Here is a 21645-nt window from a genome sequence, read left to right as displayed (position 1 = left end):
TATCAAATATTAATTTCGATTATCTTTGTCCATAACAACGAAAACGTTTTCTTTAATGTTAATAATCTAATAATCATGTCACAAAGTATTACCGCTTTTATGGATTCGGTTAGTAAAAAGAACCCGAATGAAGCAGAATTTTTACAAGCAGTTTTAGAAGTTGCCGAAACGGTAATTCCTTTTATTGAAGAGAATAAGAGATATCAAAATAAAATGCTTTTAGAGCGTATGGTGGAACCTGAGCGTGTTATTATGTTTAGAGTGAACTGGTTAAACGACAAAGGCGAGATTCAGGTAAATAAAGGGTATCGCATACAGATGAATTCAGCCATTGGACCTTACAAAGGAGGATTGCGTTTTCATCCATCTGTTAATTTAAGTATTTTGAAATTTTTAGCTTTTGAACAAACTTTCAAAAACAGCTTGACTACATTGCCAATGGGCGGTGGAAAAGGAGGATCAGATTTTGATCCAAAAGGAAAGTCTGATAATGAAATTATGAAATTCTGTCAAAGTTTTATGACCGAGTTGTCGAAACATATTGGTGCTGATACGGATGTTCCTGCTGGTGATATTGGTGTAGGTGGTAGAGAAGTAGGTTATATGTTTGGTCAATATAAAAGATTAAGAAACGAATTTACTGGAGTGTTAACTGGTAAAGGAATGGCGTTTGGTGGTTCGTTGATTCGTCCTGAAGCGACGGGTTATGGAACGGTTTATTTTGCACAAAGTATGTTGGAAACTAGAGGGGATAGCTTTAAGGATAAGGTTGTTGTAGTTTCTGGTTCAGGTAATGTGTCACAATATGCAGTTGAAAAAGCAACTCAATTAGGGGCTAAAGTGGTTACTTTGTCTGATTCTGATGGTTATATTTATGACGCAGAGGGAATCGATGCTGAAAAATTAGCTTTTGTAATGGAGCTTAAAAATGAATTAAGAGGAAGAATTAGTGAATATGTTGCTAAATATCCTAAAGCAAAATATGTAGCAGGAAAACGTCCTTGGGAAGTAAAGTGTGATGTCGCTTTACCTTGTGCAACTCAAAATGAGTTAAACGGAGAAGAGGCAAAAGAGCTAATCGCTAACGGCTGTGTGGCTGTTGCAGAAGGAGCTAATATGCCTTCAACACATGAGGCTGTGGCTGTTTTTCACGAAGCTAAAATTTTATTCGCTCCAGGAAAAGCATCGAATGCTGGTGGAGTGGCTACCTCTGGACTTGAAATGTCTCAAAATTCATTGCGTTTAAGCTGGACGGCTGAAGAAGTTGATGAAAAATTAAAAGGAATCATGTTGGCAATTCATACTTCATGTGTGCAATATGGTGCTGATAAATCAGGTTATACAGACTATGTAAAAGGAGCAAATATTGCTGGTTTTGTTAAAGTTGCCGATGCTATGTTAGCGCAAGGCGTGGTATAATTTTATTATAAGTTTAAAAATGCCTTCTTTTGTCTATCAATTGAAGGCATTTTTCGTTTAACGAAGTAGGACTGTGACTATTTATCTAAGGGCATGATAGGTTGGTCTGGGTCGTAAAGCCCAATGGAATTGTAGAGCGAAAAATCGAATTACTAAAATCTAAATATCTAAAATTGTTAGTCAAAACTAAAGCGATCGTTATTTCATCCTTAAAATTTCAAGAGAAAAGTTTGATTGTGAAATGTTTTACACTCTCTAATGGCTTGAAATCTTATTTTGTGCGTGATGCTTTTTCAAGTCGAAAAACGAGTCAAAAAATAGCTTATTTTCAGCCGTTGTCGATTCTTGAAATAGAGGCTGTACATAAAAACAAAGGCACTTTAGAGAATTTCAAAGAAATAAAAACAGCGGTTCCATTTCAGAGTATTCACACCAATATTGTCAAAAGTACCATGGTGATGTTTTTGTCTGAGATGTTGCATTATTCTATTCAGGAAGAGGAAAAAAACGAATCTCTTTTTGTTTTTTTAGAGACTGCACTGACTTGGTTGGATCATCATGATGAGGTGGCTAATTTCCACTTGATTTTACTTTTAGAGATTACTAAATATTTGGGATTTTATCCCGATACGGCAGATATTGATTTGCCTTATTTTGAGATGAACGAAGGTGTTTTTATGCTTTTTCACGGTATGAGTGCTCTTACAGAGCATGAGACAACTTTGTTTAAAAAATTGATTGATTTGAAGTTTGATAATAGTGAGAAAGTTTTTCATGTGGTGGAGAGGCAAATACTACTCAAAATTTTGATCGATTATTATAGCTTTCATCTGGATGGTTTTAAAAAACCGAAGTCTTTAGAGGTTTTGAAGGAAATTTTCTCCTAAAAAGAAAGTCGGATTTCCTATATTTGGCTCGCCAAAACAAACCCCCATGAAAATAATACTTACTTTTTTACTGCTAACTTTAGCGGTACCTGTTTTTTCGCAGTCTGTTGATTTAGATCCTAAAAGTTTTAATTTGTCTTTTGTAAATCTTCCTCAGCAACCGGTTTTAGAGCGAAAAAACAGAACCTTTTCCTTCGCTGTTAATACTGGAAATGTCTATGACTTTAGGGATGCTAAAGATAATTTAGAATATAATGTTGGTATCGATGGTTTTAAAAATGTCGAATCAAATGCTTATTTTGAGATTCGGGTTGATTTATGGGATCCTTTAGTTAGCTCCAAAGAAATTAAAAAAATAGAGCGTAGAGAAAAAGATGCAAAAGGGGTCGAGCAGGTTTATATTTCCTATAAAGCGATTGTGAAAGTCAGGGAAGTGGGGAGCTTTGCTGTGGTTTGTCTTTCTGATGCCTCTTTCGATAAAAAATATAGTTTAGAGAATTCCTTTACCATTGAAGGATTATTTGAAAATAATCTAAGCGCTGAAAAATTTGCAGCTGAGGCAGTAGGAGCGGTCAGAAATGAGTACTTAAGACATGTGATTGCTTCTATGGATACGAGACTAAATCGTGATTATGGATTTGTTATTCAGCAGACAACTGATTATCTATGGATTTTGGATAGTAAAAAGCATCCTGAATTTGGGAATAATGCCAAGGCACTTTCCAATGTGATGACTGTTTTTGGCGCAATGCGCTACAATGAAGATCTTTCTCCTTTGAAGCCTCAACTGGAGCCAGCAATGAGCTATCTAGAAGGAGTTGATAAGGCTTATGCTGAAGATGAAAGAAAACATAGAAAGTTGCGATATGCTGCTTATTTTAATTTGGCAGTAATCTACTATTACCTAGATCAGCCCAATGAGTCTGATTTTTGGTGTGATAAATTAATGGCCAATAAGTATGATGCTTCAGATGGTCAGGGTATGAAAATTAGAAATGCATCCTTACGAGAGTTATTGGCTGTGAATCAAGTTCAGTCTAGACATATGGACGTAGAGCCGCGCACCAATGGAGCTGTTGAGGATTCCGAGGTCAGTGTTGCGAATTTTGATCCCAATTATTTTTTGAAAAACGATCCTAAATATGGTTTGATTAGACTTGTTTTAACTTCTAATGATACAGTTTCAGGTTATGCAAAATGGAGTGAAATAGGGAGCTTAGATAAAAAAGTAGCGTTAAGTATTGCAGACCAGAAAGGCAATCATAATTATAGGTTTAAAACTTATTTTGCAGAGCAAGTTTCGAAATTGATTATTGCAGAAGATGATTTTTATAGTACTGTTTCCTTCAAAGAAGCCACTAAAACTTCATCGGGAAAACCGACATTTAGATTCGTGCGAGAAATTTTAAACGGTAAAACAATTTCCTTGTATCAATACTTGACAGGTGAGGTTATCGTGAAAAGGCATAGTGAAGCGTTGGGTTATTCGACAAATTCTGTTGGTTGGCAAATGAATACCAGAACCAAATTTATAGAATTAGCTGATTCCTGTCCTAGATTAGCAGCAAGAGCCAATAATAAAGAATTTAAAAACGAGATAGCTTCCTTGTGTAAGTTTGTTGAAGCGTTGGATTCGTGTAAATAATCAGGCCCTAGTCCCTAGTCTTTTTACGCCGGATGAGTCGGATGATCTTGTCACCAGAATCAACAGTTGTTTGGTGGTGCAAACCAAGGACTCAGGCGTTGAGATTTTGCATCTTTCTATTTTTTTGGTCGTTACGGGGCTATTGTTTGGGGGTAAAATTTTAAAAAGCGGCTTATTGTGCTGTTTTTATAAGAAGTTTTGTCTTGAAATTTAGAAAAAGCAGGCTGTTTACGACTAAATCTATCGGAAATTTTGTCAAGTCGGTCTTTTTTCTGTCATCTTTTATCTATTTTCCTCAAAATTCCTTACTTTCGCACCTCGTTTAAGAAAAGGATAAAATGAGCACAAAATTTACTGAATACAAAGGACTTGACTTGCCAACAGTAGCGTCAGAAGTACTTGATTTTTGGAAGAAAGAAAATATATTTGAGAAGAGTGTAAGTACTCGTGAAGGTGCAGAGCCTTACGTGTTTTTTGAAGGTCCGCCTTCTGCAAACGGCTTGCCGGGAATTCACCACGTGATGGCACGTGCGATTAAAGATATATTTTGTCGATATAAAACTCAAAAAGGTTTTCAAGTAAAAAGAAAAGCAGGTTGGGATACGCACGGTTTACCGGTAGAGTTAGGTACCGAGAAAGAATTGGGGATTACTAAAGAAGATATTGGTAAAACTATTTCTATCGAGGAATATAACGAAGCCTGTAAAAAGACGGTAATGCGTTATACCCACGTATGGAATGATTTGACTGAAAAAATGGGATATTGGGTAGATATGGAAGATCCATATGTTACTTATAAACCCAAATACATGGAATCGGTTTGGTGGCTTTTGAAACAAATCTATGATAAAGGTTTGTTGTACAAAGGATACACGATTCAACCGTATTCACCAAAAGCAGGAACTGGTTTGTCTTCTCACGAAGTCAATCAGCCAGGTGCTTACCGTGATGTAACCGATACTACAATTGTAGCGCAGTTTAAGACCTTGACGGAAACTTTACCGTCCTTTTTACAAGGCTTTGGCGATATTCATATATTAGCATGGACTACAACTCCTTGGACATTGCCGTCCAATACGGCTTTGACTGTAGGGGCAAAAATAGACTATGTTTTAGTGAAAACATTTAATCAATATACTTTTGAGCCTGTACATGTTGTTCTAGCTAAGAATTTAGTGGGAAAACAATTCGGGAAAGGATTTTTTGCTAGCGCAGAAGAGGCTGACTTCGAAAAGGTAAAGAATGGAGATAAACAACTTCCGTATGCAATAGTAGCAGAAGGAAAAGGTGTCGATTTAGTGGGAATTAAATACGAGCAGTTATTGCCTTATACCTTGCCCTATCAAAATGCTGAACATGCCTTTAGAGTAATTGCTGGGGATTTTGTAACAACAGAAGATGGTACAGGAGTGGTGCATACAGCTCCAACTTTTGGTGCTGATGATGCTAAAGTGGCAAAAGAAGCAAAACCAGAGGTTCCGCCGATGTTAGTTTTAGACGAAAATGGAACGCCAGTACCTTTAGTTGATTTACAAGGAAAATTCACATCACATATGGGTGAATTTGCGGGTAAATATGTTAAAAATGAATATTATAACGAAGGTGAAGCTCCAGAGCGTTCTGTTGATGTGGAGATTGCGATTCGTTTAAAAGAAGAAAATAAGGCATTTAAAGTAGAGAAGTATGTACACAGTTACCCACACAGCTGGAGAACTGATGAGCCTCTTTTGTATTATCCATTAGATTCTTGGTTTATTAAGGTAACTGACGTAAAAGATCGTATGTTCGATTTGAACGAGACCATTAACTGGAAGCCTAAATCTACTGGTGAAGGACGTTTTGGAAATTGGTTGAAAAATGCCAACGATTGGAACTTGTCTCGCTCTAGATATTGGGGAATTCCATTGCCAATTTGGAGAACTGAAGATAAAAAAGAAGAAGTTTTAATTGGTTCTATTGAAGAATTGTATAATGCAATTGAAGCTTCTATTGCGGCTGGATTCCAAAAAGAAAATCCGTTTAAAGGTTTTGAAATTGGAAATATGGCTGAATCAAATTATGATTTAGTTGATTTGCACAAAAATGTGGTGGATGAAATCACTTTAGTTTCGGCTTCAGGTAAACCAATGAAACGCGAAAGCGATTTAATTGATGTTTGGTTTGATTCTGGGGCTATGCCTTATGCACAATGGCATTATCCTTTTGAGAATAAAGATAAAATTGACGACAATAAAGACTTTCCAGCGAATTTTATTGCAGAAGGTGTGGATCAGACACGTGGATGGTTTTATACCTTACATGCTATCGGAACTTTGGTTTTTGATAAAATAGCGTATAAAAATGTGGTTTCGAATGGTTTGGTTTTGGATAAAAACGGACAAAAGATGTCCAAACGTTTAGGTAATGCTACGGATCCATTTGAAACGATCAGTGAATATGGTCCCGATGCTACACGTTGGTATATGATTTCCAATGCCAATCCTTGGGATAACTTGAAATTTGACATAGAGGGAATTGCTGAGGTACGTCGTAAGTTTTTTGGAACGTTATATAACACGTATTCATTCTTTAGCTTGTATGCTAATATTGATGGTTTTAAATACGCTGAAGCGGAGATTCCTCTAAATGAAAGGCCAGAGATCGATCAATGGATTATGTCTGAATTGCATACGCTAATCAAATTCGTGGATGAATGTTACGAAGATTATGAGCCAACAAAAGCAGCTAGAGCTATTTCTGACTTCGTTCAGGAGAACTTAAGTAACTGGTATGTTCGTTTGTGTCGTCGTCGTTTCTGGAAAGGTGAATATGCTCAAGATAAAATTGCTGCCTATCAAACATTGTATACTTGTTTGCTAACGATAAGTAAACTAAGCGCTCCAATCGCTCCTTTTTTTATGGATAAATTGTATCGCGATTTAACGATTTCTACAGGATCTGAGCAATATGCCAGTGTTCACTTGGCTGAGTTCCCGAAATTTGTCGAAAACTTTGTTAATAAAACGTTAGAAAGCAAAATGCAGAAAGCGCAAACCATCTCATCGTTGGTTTTATCACTGCGTAAGAAGGAAATGATTAAGGTGCGTCAACCGTTGCAAAAGGTAATGATTCCAGTACTTGACGAGAATCAGAGAGCTGAAATTGAGGCTATTTCTGAGTTGATAAAAGCGGAGGTAAATGTGAAAGAAGTGATGCTTTTAGATGATGCTTCTGGTATATTGGTGAAGCAAATTAAGCCAAATTTCAAAACACTAGGACCGCGTTTCGGAAAAGATATGGGCTTGATTTCTAAAGAGATACAGTCTTTTTCTGCCGATCAAATCAATGAATTAGACAAGCAAGGGACCTTAGGTATTGTAATTGCAGGAAATAACGTAACTTTATCATTAGAAGATGTCGAAATAACATCACAAGATATTGAAGGTTGGTTGGTCGCTAATTCAAACGGAATAACAGTCGCGTTGGATATCACCATCACCGAAGATTTAAAAAATGAAGGTATTTCAAGGGAGTTAGTTAATCGAATTCAAAATATCCGTAAAGATTCTGGATTTGAAGTAACGGATAAAATTAAAGTACAAATTAAAAGAAGTGGTCTTTTGGAAGAAGCGATTCTGAAGAATGAAGACTATATTAAGTCGGAGACATTAACAGAGAATTTGGTTTTTGTGGATGTTTTAGATAACGGCATAGAAATTGAGTTTGATGGGATTCAAACAATGATATTAATTTCAAAATAATAATACGATGGTAGATGAAATTACAAGATACTCTGACGCTGATTTGGCGGAGTTCAAAGAGATAATTTTACATAAAATACAAAAAGCACAAGCCGATTTGGATTTAATTAAAAGTGCTTACATGAACGATTTGAATAACGGGACGGATGATACTTCTCCTACTTTCAAAGCTTTTGAAGAAGGAAGTGAAACCATGTCTAAAGAGGCTAACTCACAGTTGGCTATTAGACAAGAAAAGTTTATTCGCGATCTGAAAAACGCCTTATTCCGTGTGGAGAATAAAACATACGGTATCTGTAAAATTACAGGAAAGTTAATCGGTAAAGAAAGACTGAAAATTGTTCCTCATGCTACAATGAGTATCGAGGCTAAAAATCTGCAACGATAATACTTTAATAAATAAACGCTCCTTTTAGGGGCGTTTCTTATTTGTAATAGTTTTTTTCACAAGAACAAGGAGAAATAGGTGTTTTAAGACACGAAGTGAAGAGTTCGGCTAATAGGATATCCACTAGAGCTATATAGTGAAAGATAACTCTAATGAATAAAAAAGAGGGTAATTAGGCTAGGTTTTTCTCTAGTTCTAATTTGTGTTTTCTTAAAATGGCTCTTGTCATTCCTAGATTAGCCTTAGAAGAATCAGCAACTAAGTAAATCATAAATTTTTTGTTTGGCGAAATGTCAATGATGTGAATTTGTGAGGAAAGCGTAATCAAGATGTCTTCAATATCTTGGTTTAAATTTAAGGCCTTTACAGCGCTTAATTTTGCCTTTACCACTTCAAGGTTGTAAGCAGAAGCCAGTTCTGGATCAAAAGAAGGATCGATACTTAAGTTTCCGAAAGATAATCCTGATGCGATTTCAGTTACTGCTACGGCTACAAAACCGTTTACATTTGTTTTCATTTCTGTTAAAAACACGTTTAAAAAGTCATTGTTCCTAATAAATTGGGGATTTATATTAATAGATTAATTGTTTATTTTAATAAAGAGCTTTTGCTTAATTCGGTAGCGATTTTATCAGTTGTTCTCATCAATAGTCCTAAATTGGCTCCGTCTTTAGAGAAGGTAATGATGAAATTAGAGTTGTTAATTTTGTTTCCGATGATGACACCTTCTGTTGTTTTTAGAAACAGTTGTTTAAGTGAGCCATGATCTAGATCGGCTACAAATTTTTCACTCATGGATAATATGGCAGCGCTCATAACGGCAACACTGTCTCCGTAGTCTAAGTGTAAGGAGGTGATTAGTTTTCCTTTTCCATTTATGATTAGGGCTGCACTTGATTTGGTGCTAGTCAGGTAATCATTTAAAGTAGTAGTGATTTCATTCATTTTGCTGTGTGTTGTGTAGTCGTTAAAATTGCCTGATTTAGGATGTTGTTTTTACATAAATGCTATTTTTTATAAAGCATATGTGTTAATTTTCTGAATAAATATAAAATAATTTATGTATCATTGTAGCTCCGAATCATTAATAAATTATTTTCACTGTAAAAACCTATACAATGGGTAAAGTATTGAAATTCAAAGATGTTAACTCAGACGTAGAAAGTCGAATGAAAGATTTCGAAAAAATGCGAGTAAAATTGAAGGCTGACAGAAAAAAAATGGCTGAAAAAAAAGCTAAAGAAGGGAAAGAAAGTAAAGGTATTTTTAAGTCCATTTCTGGTTTCTTTGCTGATACTCCAAAAGCGGTAAAAGTGGAGGCCTCAAAAGCGGTAAAATAAGTTTTGTAATTTATAATTGGCCTCATTTTAGGGCTAAGTCTAGTAAGTTGTATGTAATAAGTGATATTACAAAAGAATTAACGCTCCATTAGGAGCGTTTTTTTTGATTAAATTGCTATTTTTGCCCTTCAAAATTCTATATAATGTCATTACGAAAAGCGTATCTTCTTGTATTTTTAGTCTTAATTGTGGATCAGATTTCTAAAATCTATGTAAAAACCAATTTTATTTTAGGTGAAGAGGTTGTGATTGCCGATTGGTTTAGAATTCATTTTATTGAAAATGAAGGTATGGCTTGGGGGACAAAGATTCCTGGTGAATACGGAAAATTGATTTTGACCATTTTTAGAATTTTTGCTGTAGTAGGGATTGGGTTTTGGTTGTCTGATTCAATAAAAAAACGTCACTCCAACTATTTGGTAGTAGCAATTGCTTTAATTTTTGCAGGTGCGGCTGGTAATATTTTAGATTCTGTTTTTTATGGGGTAATTTTTGACGACAGTACGCATAACTTAGCTACCATTTTCTCTCCAGAGCCTTACGGAAGTTGGTTTCATGGTTTGGTGGTGGATATGTTTTATTTTCCTATTTGGGAAGGTAATTTGCCTAGTTGGTTGCCTTTCTTTGGGGGTAAACATTTTGCTTTTTTTAATGCCATTTTTAATGTGGCCGATATGGCAATTTCTACAGGTGTTGGTATTTTACTTTTTTTTAATAAAAGAGCTTTCCCTAAACACTAAGCTTTTTTGTTGTTGATTTTTTTTAAGTTTTGTAATTGTTAGTCTTGTAGAAGTGCTATTTTTACCCTACTAAAATTAAAATTATGCAAAGTCCGTCTTTCTCTATTTATGATGCATCTGCAGGATCAGGAAAGACCTATACTTTGGTTAAAGAATATCTTAAAATTATTCTTTCTTCATCTAAAAATGATGCTTACCGTAATATTCTGGCCATTACTTTTACCAACAAAGCGGTACATGAGATGAAAAGTCGTATTGTGGGTAGTTTATCGGAGTTTACCAAGGAAGAACCTAGCGCAAAAACTGTCGAACTGATGGAAGTGCTTTCCAAGGAAACTGGGCTTTCGGTACTTAAAATTAAAATCAAATCACAAAATATCATTAAGCATATTATTCATAATTATGCTGCTTTTGATATTTCTACTATTGATAAGTTTACCCATAAGGTGATTCGTGCTTTTGCTCACGATTTGAATTTGCCGATGACTTTTGAGGTTACCTTGGATACCGAAAATTTACTGGTGGAGGCAGTTGATGCTATTATTGCCCAAGCGGGTCAAGATGAAGTGTTGACAAAATTGCTGATTGATTTTACGATGGAAAAAACAGACGACGACAAAAGTTGGGATGTTTCTCGTGAAATTTTGGAAACCGGTAGATTGGTGTTAAATGAGAATAACCGCTCTGAGATTTCGCACTTTCAGAATACTTCAATTGAGGAGTTTGTGGTCATTAAGAAAAAGATGTCTGCGTTGTGTCTCGACTTGGAGAAAGAAAATGCTCGTTTGGCGACAGCGGCACTTTTGCTGATTGAGAAAAATGGAATTGATTTGAAATCTTTTTCAAGGGGAACTTTTCCAAACCATTTGGAGAGTATCGTCAATGGGAAGTTTAATTCAAAAAATAAAACTTTTCATGAATTTGATGATATTGCCATTAACAAGACGGCTAAAGATAGAACCTTAATTGAAAATTGTATTCCTGAGTTGCTTGAGCTGCTTAAGGAAGTATATAAAAACTACGAAAAGAGAGATTTCTATAAAGCCTTTCTTAAAAATATAACGCCACTTTCACTCCTAAATACAGTAAGTAATGAATTGGCTAAAATTCAATCCGAGCAAAATGTATTGTCTATTTCGGAGTTCAATGCAATTATTCATCGGGAGATTCAAAATCAGCCAGCGCCTTTTATTTACGAACGCTTAGGAGAACGGTATCGCCATTTTTTTATTGATGAGTTTCAGGATACTTCTGAAATGCAATGGCAAAATTTGATTCCGCTTATTGATAATGCACTAGCGGGGCAGGATGATTTTGGAAAGAAAGGGACTTTAATGATTGTGGGTGATCCTAAACAATCGATCTATCGATGGAGAGGAGGGAAGGCTGAGCAATTTATTGAATTGAGTAAAGACGCGAATCCTTTTTCGAACCCTGAAAAAGAGATCGCGCATTTGAATACCAATTACCGTAGCTATAGTGAGGTGATTGATTTTAATAATGCGTTTTTTAAATTGATTTCTGCTGAATTTTCAAACGAGGATTATAAAGATCTGTATGAAAATCACAGTTTTCAAAATTCCAATTCAAAAAAAGGGGGTTATGTGAATGTTTCTTTTTTACCTCTCGTAGAAAAGAATGATTCGGCGGATGAGGAAGAAGTGGTGGAGAAAACGGACTTATATGTTTTAGCGACTTTAAATACTATTCAAAATGTAGTTCGCGAGGGTTTTGAATATAAGGATATCGTGATTTTGACTCGTAAAAGAGATCAGGGGATTGCTATTGCGAATTATTTAACCGAGCAGGATATTCCGCTTTTATCATCGGAAACGCTGATGATTCAAAATGCCACTGAAGTTCGATTGATTGTTCATTTGTTGAAATATTTAAACAATAGCGCTGATTTAGAAGCGAAAGCGCATTTTTTGCATTTTCTGGGAACCACTAAAGAAGTAGAGGTGCCGATTCATGATTTTATTGCTGAGGGAATGGGGCAGAAGCAAGAAAGTGATTTTGAGCAATGGTTATTGTCAGTTGATGTTAGCTTGTCTTTTGAGGATATTAGGAAAAAATCACTCTATGAGGCGGTAGAGATTATCATCGTTAAATTTCTCCCTGCCCAGGGGAATGCTTATGTGCAGTATTTTCTAGATCTTGTTTTAGAGCGAGATATTCGCAATCAAGCAGGAGTGGCTGACTTTTTAAGTTATTGGGATAAAAATGGATCCAAATTTAGTATTCCGTCTCCGGAGGGAAATAATGCGGTTCGGATTATGACCATTCATAAGTCCAAAGGCTTGGAGTTCCCAGTGGTTATTATGCCTTTTGCTGAAGAGGATTATAGTCGAAAGCCAAAAGATAAATTGTGGTTGGATGCTGAAGATGCTGATTTAGGCATTCCGAAAGCTTTGATTGATAATAGCAGTGCTGTGGAAGGTTTTGGGGACAAGGCAGCTGCTGTTTTTAATGAGAAAAAACAGGAAGAGTTGTTGGATAATATCAATGTTTTGTATGTAGCCTTAACCCGTGCTGAAGAGCAGTTGTATGTTATTTCTCAAGTCTTAAAAGAGCGAAAAGATGGGGAGTTTCCCAATAATATGGCGTCTTTTTTTATCAAATATTTGATGCATAAAGGAATTTATGACTCGGATAAGCTGGAATATGAATTCGGCGATAAAAAGAAACTTTCAGAGCCAACAAAAACGGTGGATCTCGTAAAAGTGATTCCAATGGTTGCAGAGGTTTTGAAGCCAAAAAATATAAAAATTGCGCAACGCGAGGCGTTGATGTGGGGAACGCATCAACAAGAGGCGATATCCTATGGGAATATTGTTCACGAAATTTTGGCCCTAGTTAAAGATAGATCAGATGTTGATTTGGCTGTTGCAAAAGCGCTAGAGAATGGTTTGATTACTTTTAGTCAAATAGAGGTCGTTTCGAAATCGCTCAAGGAGATCGTGAACCATCCTGAGTTAAGTGTTTGTTTTGATGGCCGTCATGCAGTGTTGAATGAGCAAACTATTGTTCAAAAAGAAGGAAGAATTTTGAAACCAGATCGCGTGGTTTTGACTGTAAATAAAGAAGCATATCTACTGGATTATAAAACCGGTGTGGTTAACGCGAAATACAAGCGGCAAATTCAAGAGTATCAAGATGCCATCGAGGATTTGGGGTATAAAGTGTTAAAAAAGGCGTTGGTATATATAGGAACAGAAATCGTTGTAGTAAATTTGTGAAAAAATTAATCAGATCTTAACAGTTTTAAAAGGCTAAGTTGTTAATATTTAACATAATAAATAGATAAAAAATGTACGGTAAAATTAAAGAGCATTTGCAAAGTGAGTTGCAGACTATTGAGGAAAATGGAATTTTCAAAACAGAACGTATAATAACTTCTGCTCAAGGGGCAGAAATTACTATTTCTACGGGAGAGAAGGTTTTAAACTTTTGTGCCAATAATTATTTAGGGCTTTCTTCTCATCCAGAGGTGGTACAAGCGGCGAAAGACGCTATGGATACACATGGTTTTGGGATGTCATCAGTTCGTTTTATTTGCGGAACGCAAGACATTCACAAAACATTAGAACAGAAAATAGCTGATTTTTATGGTACTGAGGATACTATTCTATATGCGGCTGCTTTTGACGCTAATGGTGGGGTTTTCGAACCTTTATTAGGGGAAAATGATGCCATTATTTCGGATAGTTTAAATCATGCTTCTATTATTGATGGAGTGCGTTTGTGTAAAGCGGCTCGTTATCGTTATGAGAATAACAATATGGAAGATTTGGAGCAGCAATTAATTAAGGCAAACGCTGCCGGTGCTCGTTTTAAGATTATTGTGACCGATGGTGTTTTCTCTATGGATGGTCTAGTAGCGCCTTTGGATAAGATCTGTGATTTGGCTGATAAATATGATGCTTTAGTGATGGTGGATGAATGTCATGCTGCAGGATTTATAGGTGCAACAGGTAAAGGGACTATGGAAGCAAAAGGCGTTATGGGTAGAGTGGATATAATCACAGGTACTCTTGGTAAGGCTTTAGGTGGAGCGATGGGTGGTTATACCACGGCAAAGAAAGAAATCATTGAATTGCTTCGTCAGCGCTCAAGACCTTATTTGTTTTCGAATTCACTAGCGCCAGCAATTGTTGGAGCTTCTATTAAGGTGTTTGAATTATTAGAAAAAGATACGACGCTAAGAGATCAATTAGAGTGGAATGCGAATTACTTTAAAGCAGGGATGAAAAAAGCTGGTTTTGACATCATTGATGGTGATTCAGCTATTGTACCGGTTATGTTATATGATGCAAAATTGTCTCAGGCTATGGCAAGTGAGCTTTTAAAGCAGGGGATTTATGTGATTGGTTTCTTCTTTCCTGTAGTGCCAAAAGACAAGGCTAGAATTAGAGTTCAGCTTTCTGCAGCGCATACAAAAGAGCATTTAGATAAGGCTATCAGTGCCTTTGTATCAGTGGGGCAAATGTTAAAAGTTATATAATTCCCACTTTGATTTATTTTTTGTAGGTTTTTTTTAACATTTCATTTTGAATTTAAAAAATTTGGTGTTACTTTTGCTTGTAATTAACTAAATTGTAATTAAAAAAATTAAGTATGAAACATCTTAACAAACTTTTAGTTGCTGTGATGATGGTGATGGGTTTAACTTCTCACGCACAAGACAGTAACAATCCATGGGCTATCTCATTTGGAGTTAATGCAGTTGACACAAGAACTAGTTCTGGTGCAGGGCATGGTTTCTTTGATCAACACTTTTCTCAGCCATTCGCTGTAAAAGACAACTGGAACATCCTTCCTTCTTTATCTTACATTAAAGTTGCAAGACACGTAGGAAGTGGTTTCTCTATTGGTTTACAAGGTTCTGTAAACAAAATTGATAAATTCGTTACTTTTGCTCCAACTGCAGTTGGTCATGATTCAAGAGGAAACGTTGTAACTAATCCTGGAGATTTAATGTACTACGGAATTGATGCTGATATTAAATACAGCTTCAAAGATGTAATCAAATCTAAAGTAATCGATCCTTCGTTATCTGTTGGTGGAGGTTATACTTTCTTCGGAGATAGTAGCTATGGTACAGTTAACCCAGGTGCTGGATTAACTTTCTGGTTTACTGAGGCTATTGGTCTTGAGCTTGCTACAAAATACAAATGGGCTGTTGATGGTGATAGAGTTGATGCTTCTAAAACTCCAGACGCTCCATCTCACTTCCAGCACACTGCTGGTTTAATTTTCAAATTCGGAGGTAAAGATACTGACGGAGACGGAATTTACGATAAAGATGATGCTTGTCCAGACGTTGCTGGTTTGAAACAATTCAACGGATGTCCTGATACTGACGGAGACGGAATCGTTGACGCTAGTGATGCTTGTCCTACTGAATTTGGTACAGCTGCATTAAACGGTTGTCCAGACAAAGACGGAGACGGAATTGCTGATAAAGATGATGCTTGTCCAGATGTTGCTGGTTTAGCTGCTTTAAAAGGTTGTCCTGATACTGACGGAGACGGAATTGCTGATAAAGATGACAAATGTCCTACTGAAGCTGGTCCAAGAGAAAATGGTGGTTGTCCTTTCTTAGACGCTGACAAAGATGGTGTTGCTGATAAAGATGACGATTGTCCTACTGTAGCTGGTCCTGCTAGTAACAGAGGTTGTCCTGAAGTAACTACTGAAGCTTTAGAAGATCTTAAAGTTCAAGCAAGAGCGGTTTACTTTAACTCAGGTAAAGCTACTTTCAAAGTTGGTGACAAAGAAACTCCAGCTAGATTAGATGCAATCAAAGAAATCCTTAAAAAATATCCTAACGCTAAATTCAGCATTGAAGGACATACAGATAGTACAGGTTCTGCTAAATTGAACCAAAAACTTTCTGAAGATAGAGCTGCTGCTGTAATGAACGCTTTAATCGAAAGAGGAATTAATGTTGATAACTTAGTGTCTAAAGGATTTGGTCCTAGTGTACCAGTTGCAACTAACAAAACTGCTGCAGGTAGAGCACAAAACAGAAGAACTGAAATTAAGCACATTGGTTCTAAATACCAAGGTAAACTATAATTTAGTTTCTAAATAAATACTAAAAGCCATTCTTAATTGAATGGCTTTTTTTATTTTTATAACATGATAAATATTTCCTTTCTCGATAAATTAGCAACGGTTATAATTGAAGATTATTCAGATAAACTTGCCAATACAGTAATTGTTTTACCCAATAAAAGAGCCAAGGTTTTTTTGGTGGAAGCTTTTAAAAGGGAGATTAAGAATACTATTTTTTGTCCGGAGATTATTAGTATAGAGGATTTTGTGCAGGATGTAGCCGCAATACGTTCTATTGACTCTATTGAACTATTATTTGAATTTTATCAGGTGTATCTTTCGGTTACGGATAAGTCAAAGCAACAATCCTTTGAGTTATTTGCTAATTGGGCTAAGACACTTTTACAAGACTTTAATGAAATCGATCGTTATCTTTTAGATCCTAAGCATGTACTGTCTTACTTAAAAGACATAGAGGATATTAAAAGATGGGGTATAGAGGTTGAGAATAAAACCAAGCTTTTAGAGAATTATATTGATTTTTGGAAGTTACTTCCCATGTATTATGAGGCGCTATATAAGTATTTGTTAAATAAATCAATTGGTTATCAAGGGCTTATTTATCGCGAAGCAGTTCATAATTTAAATGATTTTGCCAAGGAAAACTCAGGGCGTGTTTTTGTTTTTGGTGGGTTCAATGCATTGAATGCTGCTGAAGAAAAAATAGTGCAACATCTGTTGGCTTTGGACCAAGCTAAAATATATTGGGATGTGGATCAGACTTTTTTAAATGATCCCTATCATGATGCAGGTCTATTTGTTCGACGTTTTAAAGAAAACTGGAAACATTATAAGTCTAATCCTTTTCAGTGGATTGTGGATGATTTTTCGCAATCTAAAAATATTCAAGTTATCGGTACGCCTAAGACAATTGGTCAAGCCAAGTTGACAGGAAGTATAATAGAGAATATTATCGCTCAAAATCCAATGTCGTCTCTTGATAAAGTGGCTGTGGTACTTGGAGAAGAGAATTTGTTAATGCCTATTTTGTACGCGCTACCTTCTTCGGTAGGAGCTTTGAATATTACAATGGGGTATTCGAGTAAGAACAATCCGTCGCAAATCTTGATTGCGAAATTGTTTAAGATGCATACCAATGCCCTTTCTAGAAAAGGAGATAGTTATGTTTTTTATTATAAAGATGTACTCGATGTACTCACCCATCCATTGGTTAAGCCTTATGCTAAAGCAGAAAGTTTGGTTAAGATCATCAATGAAAATAACTACACCTTTATTACGCATCATAGATTAATTGAACTCCATTCGAGTGCTTCAACACTATTTGATTTATTGTTTCAAAAATGGGAAAAGGGAGCAGTGGTTGTCTTAGAGAATATTTCGAAACTTTTGATTTTAATAAAAGAAAATTTTAGCAATGATAATGAAGAAGAGAAAATAGCCAAAGCCTTTGTATTTGCTATTTTTAAGGTAATTAATAAGTTAATCAATTACTATTCTCAGCACAAGCATATTGATAATATTGATACTTTGTACGCGATCTATAAACAAGTTATTGATGTGGCTGAAGTATCCTTTGAAGGGGAACCATTGCATGGATTACAAATCATGGGAGTGCTAGAAAGCCGAGTATTGGATTTTGATACGGTTATTGTTACTTCTATGAATGAGGGTAAGTTTCCGGCAGGTAAGTCGCAAAATTCCTTTATTCCTTATGATGTGAAAAAAGAGTTGGGTTTGCCTACTTTTAAAGAAAAAGATGCCATTTATACGTATCACTTTTACCATTTGCTGCAAAGAGCGAAAAATATTTACCTGATTTATAATACTGAGAATGATGGGTTAGATGCTGGAGAACGCAGTCGTTTTATTACCCAGTTAGAGGTGGAAAAGCAATCCAAGCACAATTTGACCTTTGATATATACAATCCTTTGTTGCCTACTACGGCTTATCAGCCTATGGTGGTTGAAAAATCACAGGCAGTAATGGACCGCTTGAAAGAAATTGCTACTGTAGGATTTTCTCCTTCTGCTTTGACCAGTTATATCCGTAATCCGATTGAGTTTTATTTTCAAAAGATATTGCGCATTCGCGAAGTCGAAGAAGTGGAAGAGAATATTGCTTTAAATACCCTTGGAACCATTATCCATGAAACATTAAAAGCTTTATACGATCCTTTTGTGGACAAATTTATTTCAGAAGCAAATATTACGAATTGTTTTAAATTGTTAGATGAGGAAGTGTTGAAGCAATTTAAAGTGGTGTATAAAGAAGGTGAAATTAAAAAAGGTCGTAACCTATTGGCTTTTGAAGTAGCCAAACGAAATGTGTCTAATTTCTTGAAAATGGAATTAGAGTTAATTAAAAATGGAGATGCAGTTAAAATTCTAGCCCTGGAGAAAACCTTTGAGCGACAGTTTCATCATCCTAGTTTACCCTTTCCTGTTTTAATCAAGGGAAATGTCGATCGTATCGAGTTGCGTAACGGAAGAATCAGAATCATTGACTATAAGACGGGAAAAGTGGAAAAGACAAGTGTTACGCTGAAGTCATGGAATGGATTGACTCAGGAGCTTAAAAACGATAAAATCATTCAGATTTTAGCCTATGCGTTCATGTTTGAGAATGAAGCTAAAGAAGTTCCGATGGAAGCGGGTATTATTTCGTTTAAAAATTTAAAGTCGGGCTTTTTGCCTTTTGGGTTTAAGGTGGATAAAGAATTGGATACAACAATAACGAAAGCGGTACTAAATGATTATTTAGAAGAAATCGCTTTGTTGTTGAAAGAGATTTTTGATGTCAGTATTGCTTTTGAAGAAAAAATAAATTAGGAAAATCTGAACGTATTGTTGAGGAAAGGTATCGGGGGGAAGTGCTATTTTTAAGTGGTTTTGAAAAAATCCATTAGAACTATTTTTAGCTCCTTTTCGTTTTCAATAGAACTCATGTGTCCATCTTCAAAAGAAAAAAGTTTTGTATTGGTGTTTTGAATTTGTGAAAGACTCTCTTCATAGTTTAAAACAGGATCTTTTTTGCCTAAGATTAATAATATAGGAAACTGATTTTGCTGTAAAATCGCTACCCTATCCTTTCTAATTTTCATGCCTTCCAAAGAGGCAATGATACCTTGTAAAGGTGTTTTTAAGGCTTCTATTTTTACGGTTTCGATTTCTTTGGCCAGACGGATTCTATTGTTTTCACAGAATAAATTACCAATGGCCAAATTCACAAAATTCACATAATTTTGCTTTACAGCTTTAATGGCGCGGCTGCGGTTTACTTTTTTCTCAGCACTGTCTTCTTTTGAGGTGGAATTTAGCAAAACTAATTTTTCGACCTGATTGGGGAAAAGTTCGGCAAAAGCCAGACTTACATAACCTCCCATAGAGTGTCCTACGATGGTGGCTTTCTCTATTTTTAAATGCGCCAAAATTTCATGGACAACACGGGCGTTATCTTCCATAGTGTGTACGTAGCCCAGGCAGTCTGATTGGCCGTGTCCTAGTAAATCAATGGTGATCACACGGTAGTGTTCAGAGAAGAGGCTATCGTAGTGCTTCCACATCTTTTTGTTTTCTAAAAATCCGTGGAGCCATACGATGGTTTGTCCTTGACCTGAATCAGTATAAGAAATTTGGGTATTCTTGTATAAAAGCGTTTTCAAAATGATAATGTAAAGTATATAGGCAAAGGTAAGAAAGCATAAAAGAAATATCGAAATTAAGTTCGTGCTCTCAGTGGTGCTGTGTGGGGTGTTTTGCTGTTTTTACCGTTTTTTAAAAATGAAAAGACGGCTACATTGCTGTAACCGTCTCTGTTTTTTTGCTGTTTTGTTCTGTTATGAATTCATCAGGCTTTCGATTTCGTCTACTTCAATCGGGATGTTACGCATGAGGTTAAAAGGGGCTCCTTTTTCTTGAACGACAAGATTGTCTTCTAGGCGAATACCAAAACCTTCCGCTGGAATATAGATACCCGGTTCAACGGTGAAAACCATATTGGCTTTCATTGGTTCGTGAAGCAAGCCATAATCATGCGTGTCTAGTCCCATATGGTGAGAAGTTCCGTGCATGAAATATTTTTTATAGGCTGGCCATTCTGGGCTTTCGTTCTGAACGTCTGCTTTGTCAAGTAAGCCTAAACCTAATAACTCAGAGGTCATGACTTTACCTACTTCGATATGGTATTGTTTCCAAAGTGTTCCTGGAGTTAACATCGTGGTGGCTTCGTTTTTAACATTTAAAACAGCATTGTAAACTGCTTTTTGTCTGTCTGTATATCTTCCTGATACCGGAATTGTTCTGGTCATATCGCTAGAATAATTAGCGTATTCTGCAGCAACGTCCAATAGAATTAAATCTCCGGCCTTACATTGTTGGTTGTTTTCGATATAATGCAAAACATTGGCGTTGTTTCCTGAAGCGATAATAGGGGTGTAGGCAAATCCTTTAGAACGGTTACGAATAAATTCGTGGGCCAATTCAGCTTCGATTTCATATTCGGTAACATTTGGTTTTACAAAAGATAATAATCTGCGGAAACCTTTTTCAGTAATATCACAAGCGTGCTGAATCAAATCGATTTCTTCACTTTCTTTTACAGAGCGAATGCGCTGTAGAATCGGGTTGCTTTTGGCAACTTGATGTGCTGGATAGCGCTCTTTCCACCATTTGATAAAACGAGCTTCACGAGTTTCTGTTTCCACAGCAGCACGGTAATGCTCATTGGTGTTGATATACATCGTATCGGCATAGGTCATCATTTCATTAAGAACCTTGTGAAAATCTTGTAACCAATAAACGGTTCTGATTCCAGAAACTTGGAAAGCACGTTCTTTGGTTAGTTTTTCACCTTCCCAAATGGCGATATGTTCGTTGGTTTCTTTTAGAAAAAGGATTTCTTTTTGGTTTTCGTATGGCGCGTCAGGAAACAATAGTAAAATACTCTCTTCTTGATCTACTCCACTGAGGTAGAAAATGTCTCGGTGTTGTGCAAAAGGCAGGGTGCTGTCGGCACTGATGGGATAAATGTCATTTGAATTGAAAACGGCAACACTGTTGGGTTTCATTTCTGCGGTGAATTTCTTGCGATTTTTCACAAAAAGAGCACTGTTTATTTGATGATATTTCATAATAACTAGGTTTTGGAACTTCGAATTTCAAAATTACTAATTTTTGAATTAGAAGAACAAAATAGGTTTGCTAAAGTTGTGGTATTTGTTTAAATATTTATGCCTAATTTTATAGGTAAAGAATTGGGGTGATATTTGGGCTTGAATTCTTTATGCGATAATAGGGTGATACGTTTTAAAAGGGGGTATTTGATGAAAATGAGAATGCTGAGTTTTTTAGGAAAGTTCCCAATCGTAAAAGTGAGTAAATAGCAATGTCTATTAGAGGTTGATTTA

15 protein-coding genes are annotated in these 21645 nt (G+C 36.0%); 11 read left to right on the top strand and 4 right to left on the bottom strand.

What is annotated here, in order from left to right:
* The first annotated feature begins 75 nt into the window (after positions 1-75).
* The 5 genes from gdhA (at position 76) to AC51AA_RS12235 (ending at position 8079) form a co-directional block, all read left to right on the top strand.
* Positions 76-1419 (top strand): NADP-specific glutamate dehydrogenase, encoded by a 1344-nt coding sequence (gdhA, locus tag AC51AA_RS12255; protein WP_500702520.1) that lies wholly within the window; start codon positions 76-78, stop codon positions 1417-1419.
* Positions 1420-1592: 173 nt separating this feature from the next.
* Positions 1593-2306: a DNA repair protein RecO gene (gene recO, locus AC51AA_RS12250; RefSeq protein WP_500702519.1), complete on the top strand. Its 714-nt coding sequence runs from the start codon at positions 1593-1595 to the stop codon at positions 2304-2306.
* Positions 2307-2352: 46 nt separating this feature from the next.
* Positions 2353-3951, top strand: coding sequence for a hypothetical protein (locus AC51AA_RS12245; protein ID WP_500702518.1), 1599 nt, complete (start codon positions 2353-2355; stop codon positions 3949-3951).
* 338 nt (positions 3952-4289) lie between these two features.
* Entirely contained in the window at positions 4290-7691 is a 3402-nt protein-coding gene (ileS, locus tag AC51AA_RS12240) for an isoleucine--tRNA ligase (RefSeq protein ID WP_500702517.1), read from the top strand.
* Positions 7692-7698: 7 nt separating this feature from the next.
* Positions 7699-8079 carry a TraR/DksA family transcriptional regulator gene (locus tag AC51AA_RS12235; protein ID WP_500702516.1) on the top strand — a complete coding sequence of 127 codons (381 nt, stop codon included), beginning with the start codon at positions 7699-7701 and terminating at the stop codon, positions 8077-8079.
* 172 nt (positions 8080-8251) lie between these two features.
* Here AC51AA_RS12235 and AC51AA_RS12230 read toward each other — a convergent pair whose 3' ends face one another.
* Both AC51AA_RS12230 and AC51AA_RS12225 read right to left on the bottom strand, forming a co-directional pair.
* Positions 8252-8596 (bottom strand): hypothetical protein, encoded by a 345-nt coding sequence (locus AC51AA_RS12230; RefSeq protein WP_500702515.1) that lies wholly within the window; start codon positions 8594-8596, stop codon positions 8252-8254.
* A gap of 71 nt (positions 8597-8667) precedes the next feature.
* Entirely contained in the window at positions 8668-9024 is a 357-nt protein-coding gene (locus tag AC51AA_RS12225; RefSeq protein ID WP_500702514.1) for a roadblock/LC7 domain-containing protein, read from the bottom strand.
* Between the two features lie 173 nt (positions 9025-9197).
* Between AC51AA_RS12225 and AC51AA_RS12220 the strand changes: the two genes are divergently transcribed.
* The 6 genes from AC51AA_RS12220 (at position 9198) to AC51AA_RS12195 (ending at position 19069) form a co-directional block, all read left to right on the top strand.
* On the top strand, positions 9198-9419 hold the full coding sequence (locus AC51AA_RS12220) for a hypothetical protein (RefSeq protein ID WP_500702513.1): 222 nt from the start codon (positions 9198-9200) through the stop codon (positions 9417-9419).
* Positions 9420-9562: 143 nt separating this feature from the next.
* A complete protein-coding gene (locus tag AC51AA_RS12215) occupies positions 9563-10159 on the top strand; it encodes a lipoprotein signal peptidase (protein ID WP_500702512.1) in 597 nt (198 codons plus the stop codon).
* 83 nt (positions 10160-10242) lie between these two features.
* Complete coding sequence (locus AC51AA_RS12210) at positions 10243-13398, top strand: UvrD-helicase domain-containing protein (RefSeq protein WP_500702511.1); 3156 nt, start codon at positions 10243-10245, stop codon at positions 13396-13398.
* Between the two features lie 71 nt (positions 13399-13469).
* Positions 13470-14663: a glycine C-acetyltransferase gene (gene kbl / locus AC51AA_RS12205; protein WP_500702510.1), complete on the top strand. Its 1194-nt coding sequence runs from the start codon at positions 13470-13472 to the stop codon at positions 14661-14663.
* Positions 14664-14776: 113 nt separating this feature from the next.
* Complete coding sequence (locus tag AC51AA_RS12200) at positions 14777-16240, top strand: OmpA family protein (RefSeq protein ID WP_500702509.1); 1464 nt, start codon at positions 14777-14779, stop codon at positions 16238-16240.
* A 63-nt stretch (positions 16241-16303) separates the two neighbouring features.
* Positions 16304-19069, top strand: coding sequence for a PD-(D/E)XK nuclease family protein (locus tag AC51AA_RS12195; RefSeq protein WP_500702508.1), 2766 nt, complete (start codon positions 16304-16306; stop codon positions 19067-19069).
* Positions 19070-19119: 50 nt separating this feature from the next.
* Here the strand turns inward: AC51AA_RS12195 and AC51AA_RS12190 are convergent, their stop codons facing one another.
* A complete protein-coding gene (locus tag AC51AA_RS12190) occupies positions 19120-19902 on the bottom strand; it encodes an alpha/beta fold hydrolase (RefSeq protein ID WP_500702507.1) in 783 nt (260 codons plus the stop codon).
* A gap of 174 nt (positions 19903-20076) precedes the next feature.
* Positions 20077-21369, bottom strand: coding sequence for an aminopeptidase P family protein (locus AC51AA_RS12185; RefSeq protein WP_500702506.1), 1293 nt, complete (start codon positions 21367-21369; stop codon positions 20077-20079).
* Between the last annotated feature and the right edge of the window lie 276 nt (positions 21370-21645).

The organism is Flavobacterium sp. OHVDL-2026-0007, from assembly GCF_059882335.1.
Note: the sequence above shows the minus strand (reverse complement) of the source record. Positions and strands in the feature narration are given on the sequence as shown.

Bases quoted from the DNA above. Each gene is read 5' to 3' on its own strand.
- gdhA (WP_500702520.1), top strand. From the start codon at position 76: ATGTCACAAAGTATTACCGCTTTTATGGATTCGGTTAGTAAAAAGAAC.
- AC51AA_RS12245 (WP_500702518.1), top strand. From the start codon at position 2,353: ATGAAAATAATACTTACTTTTTTACTGCTAACTTTAGCGGTACCTGTT.
- ileS (WP_500702517.1), top strand. From the start codon at position 4,290: ATGAGCACAAAATTTACTGAATACAAAGGACTTGACTTGCCAACAGTA.
- AC51AA_RS12235 (WP_500702516.1), top strand. From the start codon at position 7,699: ATGGTAGATGAAATTACAAGATACTCTGACGCTGATTTGGCGGAGTTC.
- AC51AA_RS12230 (WP_500702515.1), bottom strand. From the start codon at position 8,596: ATGAAAACAAATGTAAACGGTTTTGTAGCCGTAGCAGTAACTGAAATC.
- AC51AA_RS12225 (WP_500702514.1), bottom strand. From the start codon at position 9,024: ATGAATGAAATCACTACTACTTTAAATGATTACCTGACTAGCACCAAA.
- AC51AA_RS12220 (WP_500702513.1), top strand. From the start codon at position 9,198: ATGGGTAAAGTATTGAAATTCAAAGATGTTAACTCAGACGTAGAAAGT.
- AC51AA_RS12215 (WP_500702512.1), top strand. From the start codon at position 9,563: ATGTCATTACGAAAAGCGTATCTTCTTGTATTTTTAGTCTTAATTGTG.
- AC51AA_RS12210 (WP_500702511.1), top strand. From the start codon at position 10,243: ATGCAAAGTCCGTCTTTCTCTATTTATGATGCATCTGCAGGATCAGGA.
- kbl (WP_500702510.1), top strand. From the start codon at position 13,470: ATGTACGGTAAAATTAAAGAGCATTTGCAAAGTGAGTTGCAGACTATT.
- AC51AA_RS12200 (WP_500702509.1), top strand. From the start codon at position 14,777: ATGAAACATCTTAACAAACTTTTAGTTGCTGTGATGATGGTGATGGGT.
- AC51AA_RS12195 (WP_500702508.1), top strand. From the start codon at position 16,304: ATGATAAATATTTCCTTTCTCGATAAATTAGCAACGGTTATAATTGAA.
- AC51AA_RS12185 (WP_500702506.1), bottom strand. From the start codon at position 21,369: ATGAAATATCATCAAATAAACAGTGCTCTTTTTGTGAAAAATCGCAAG.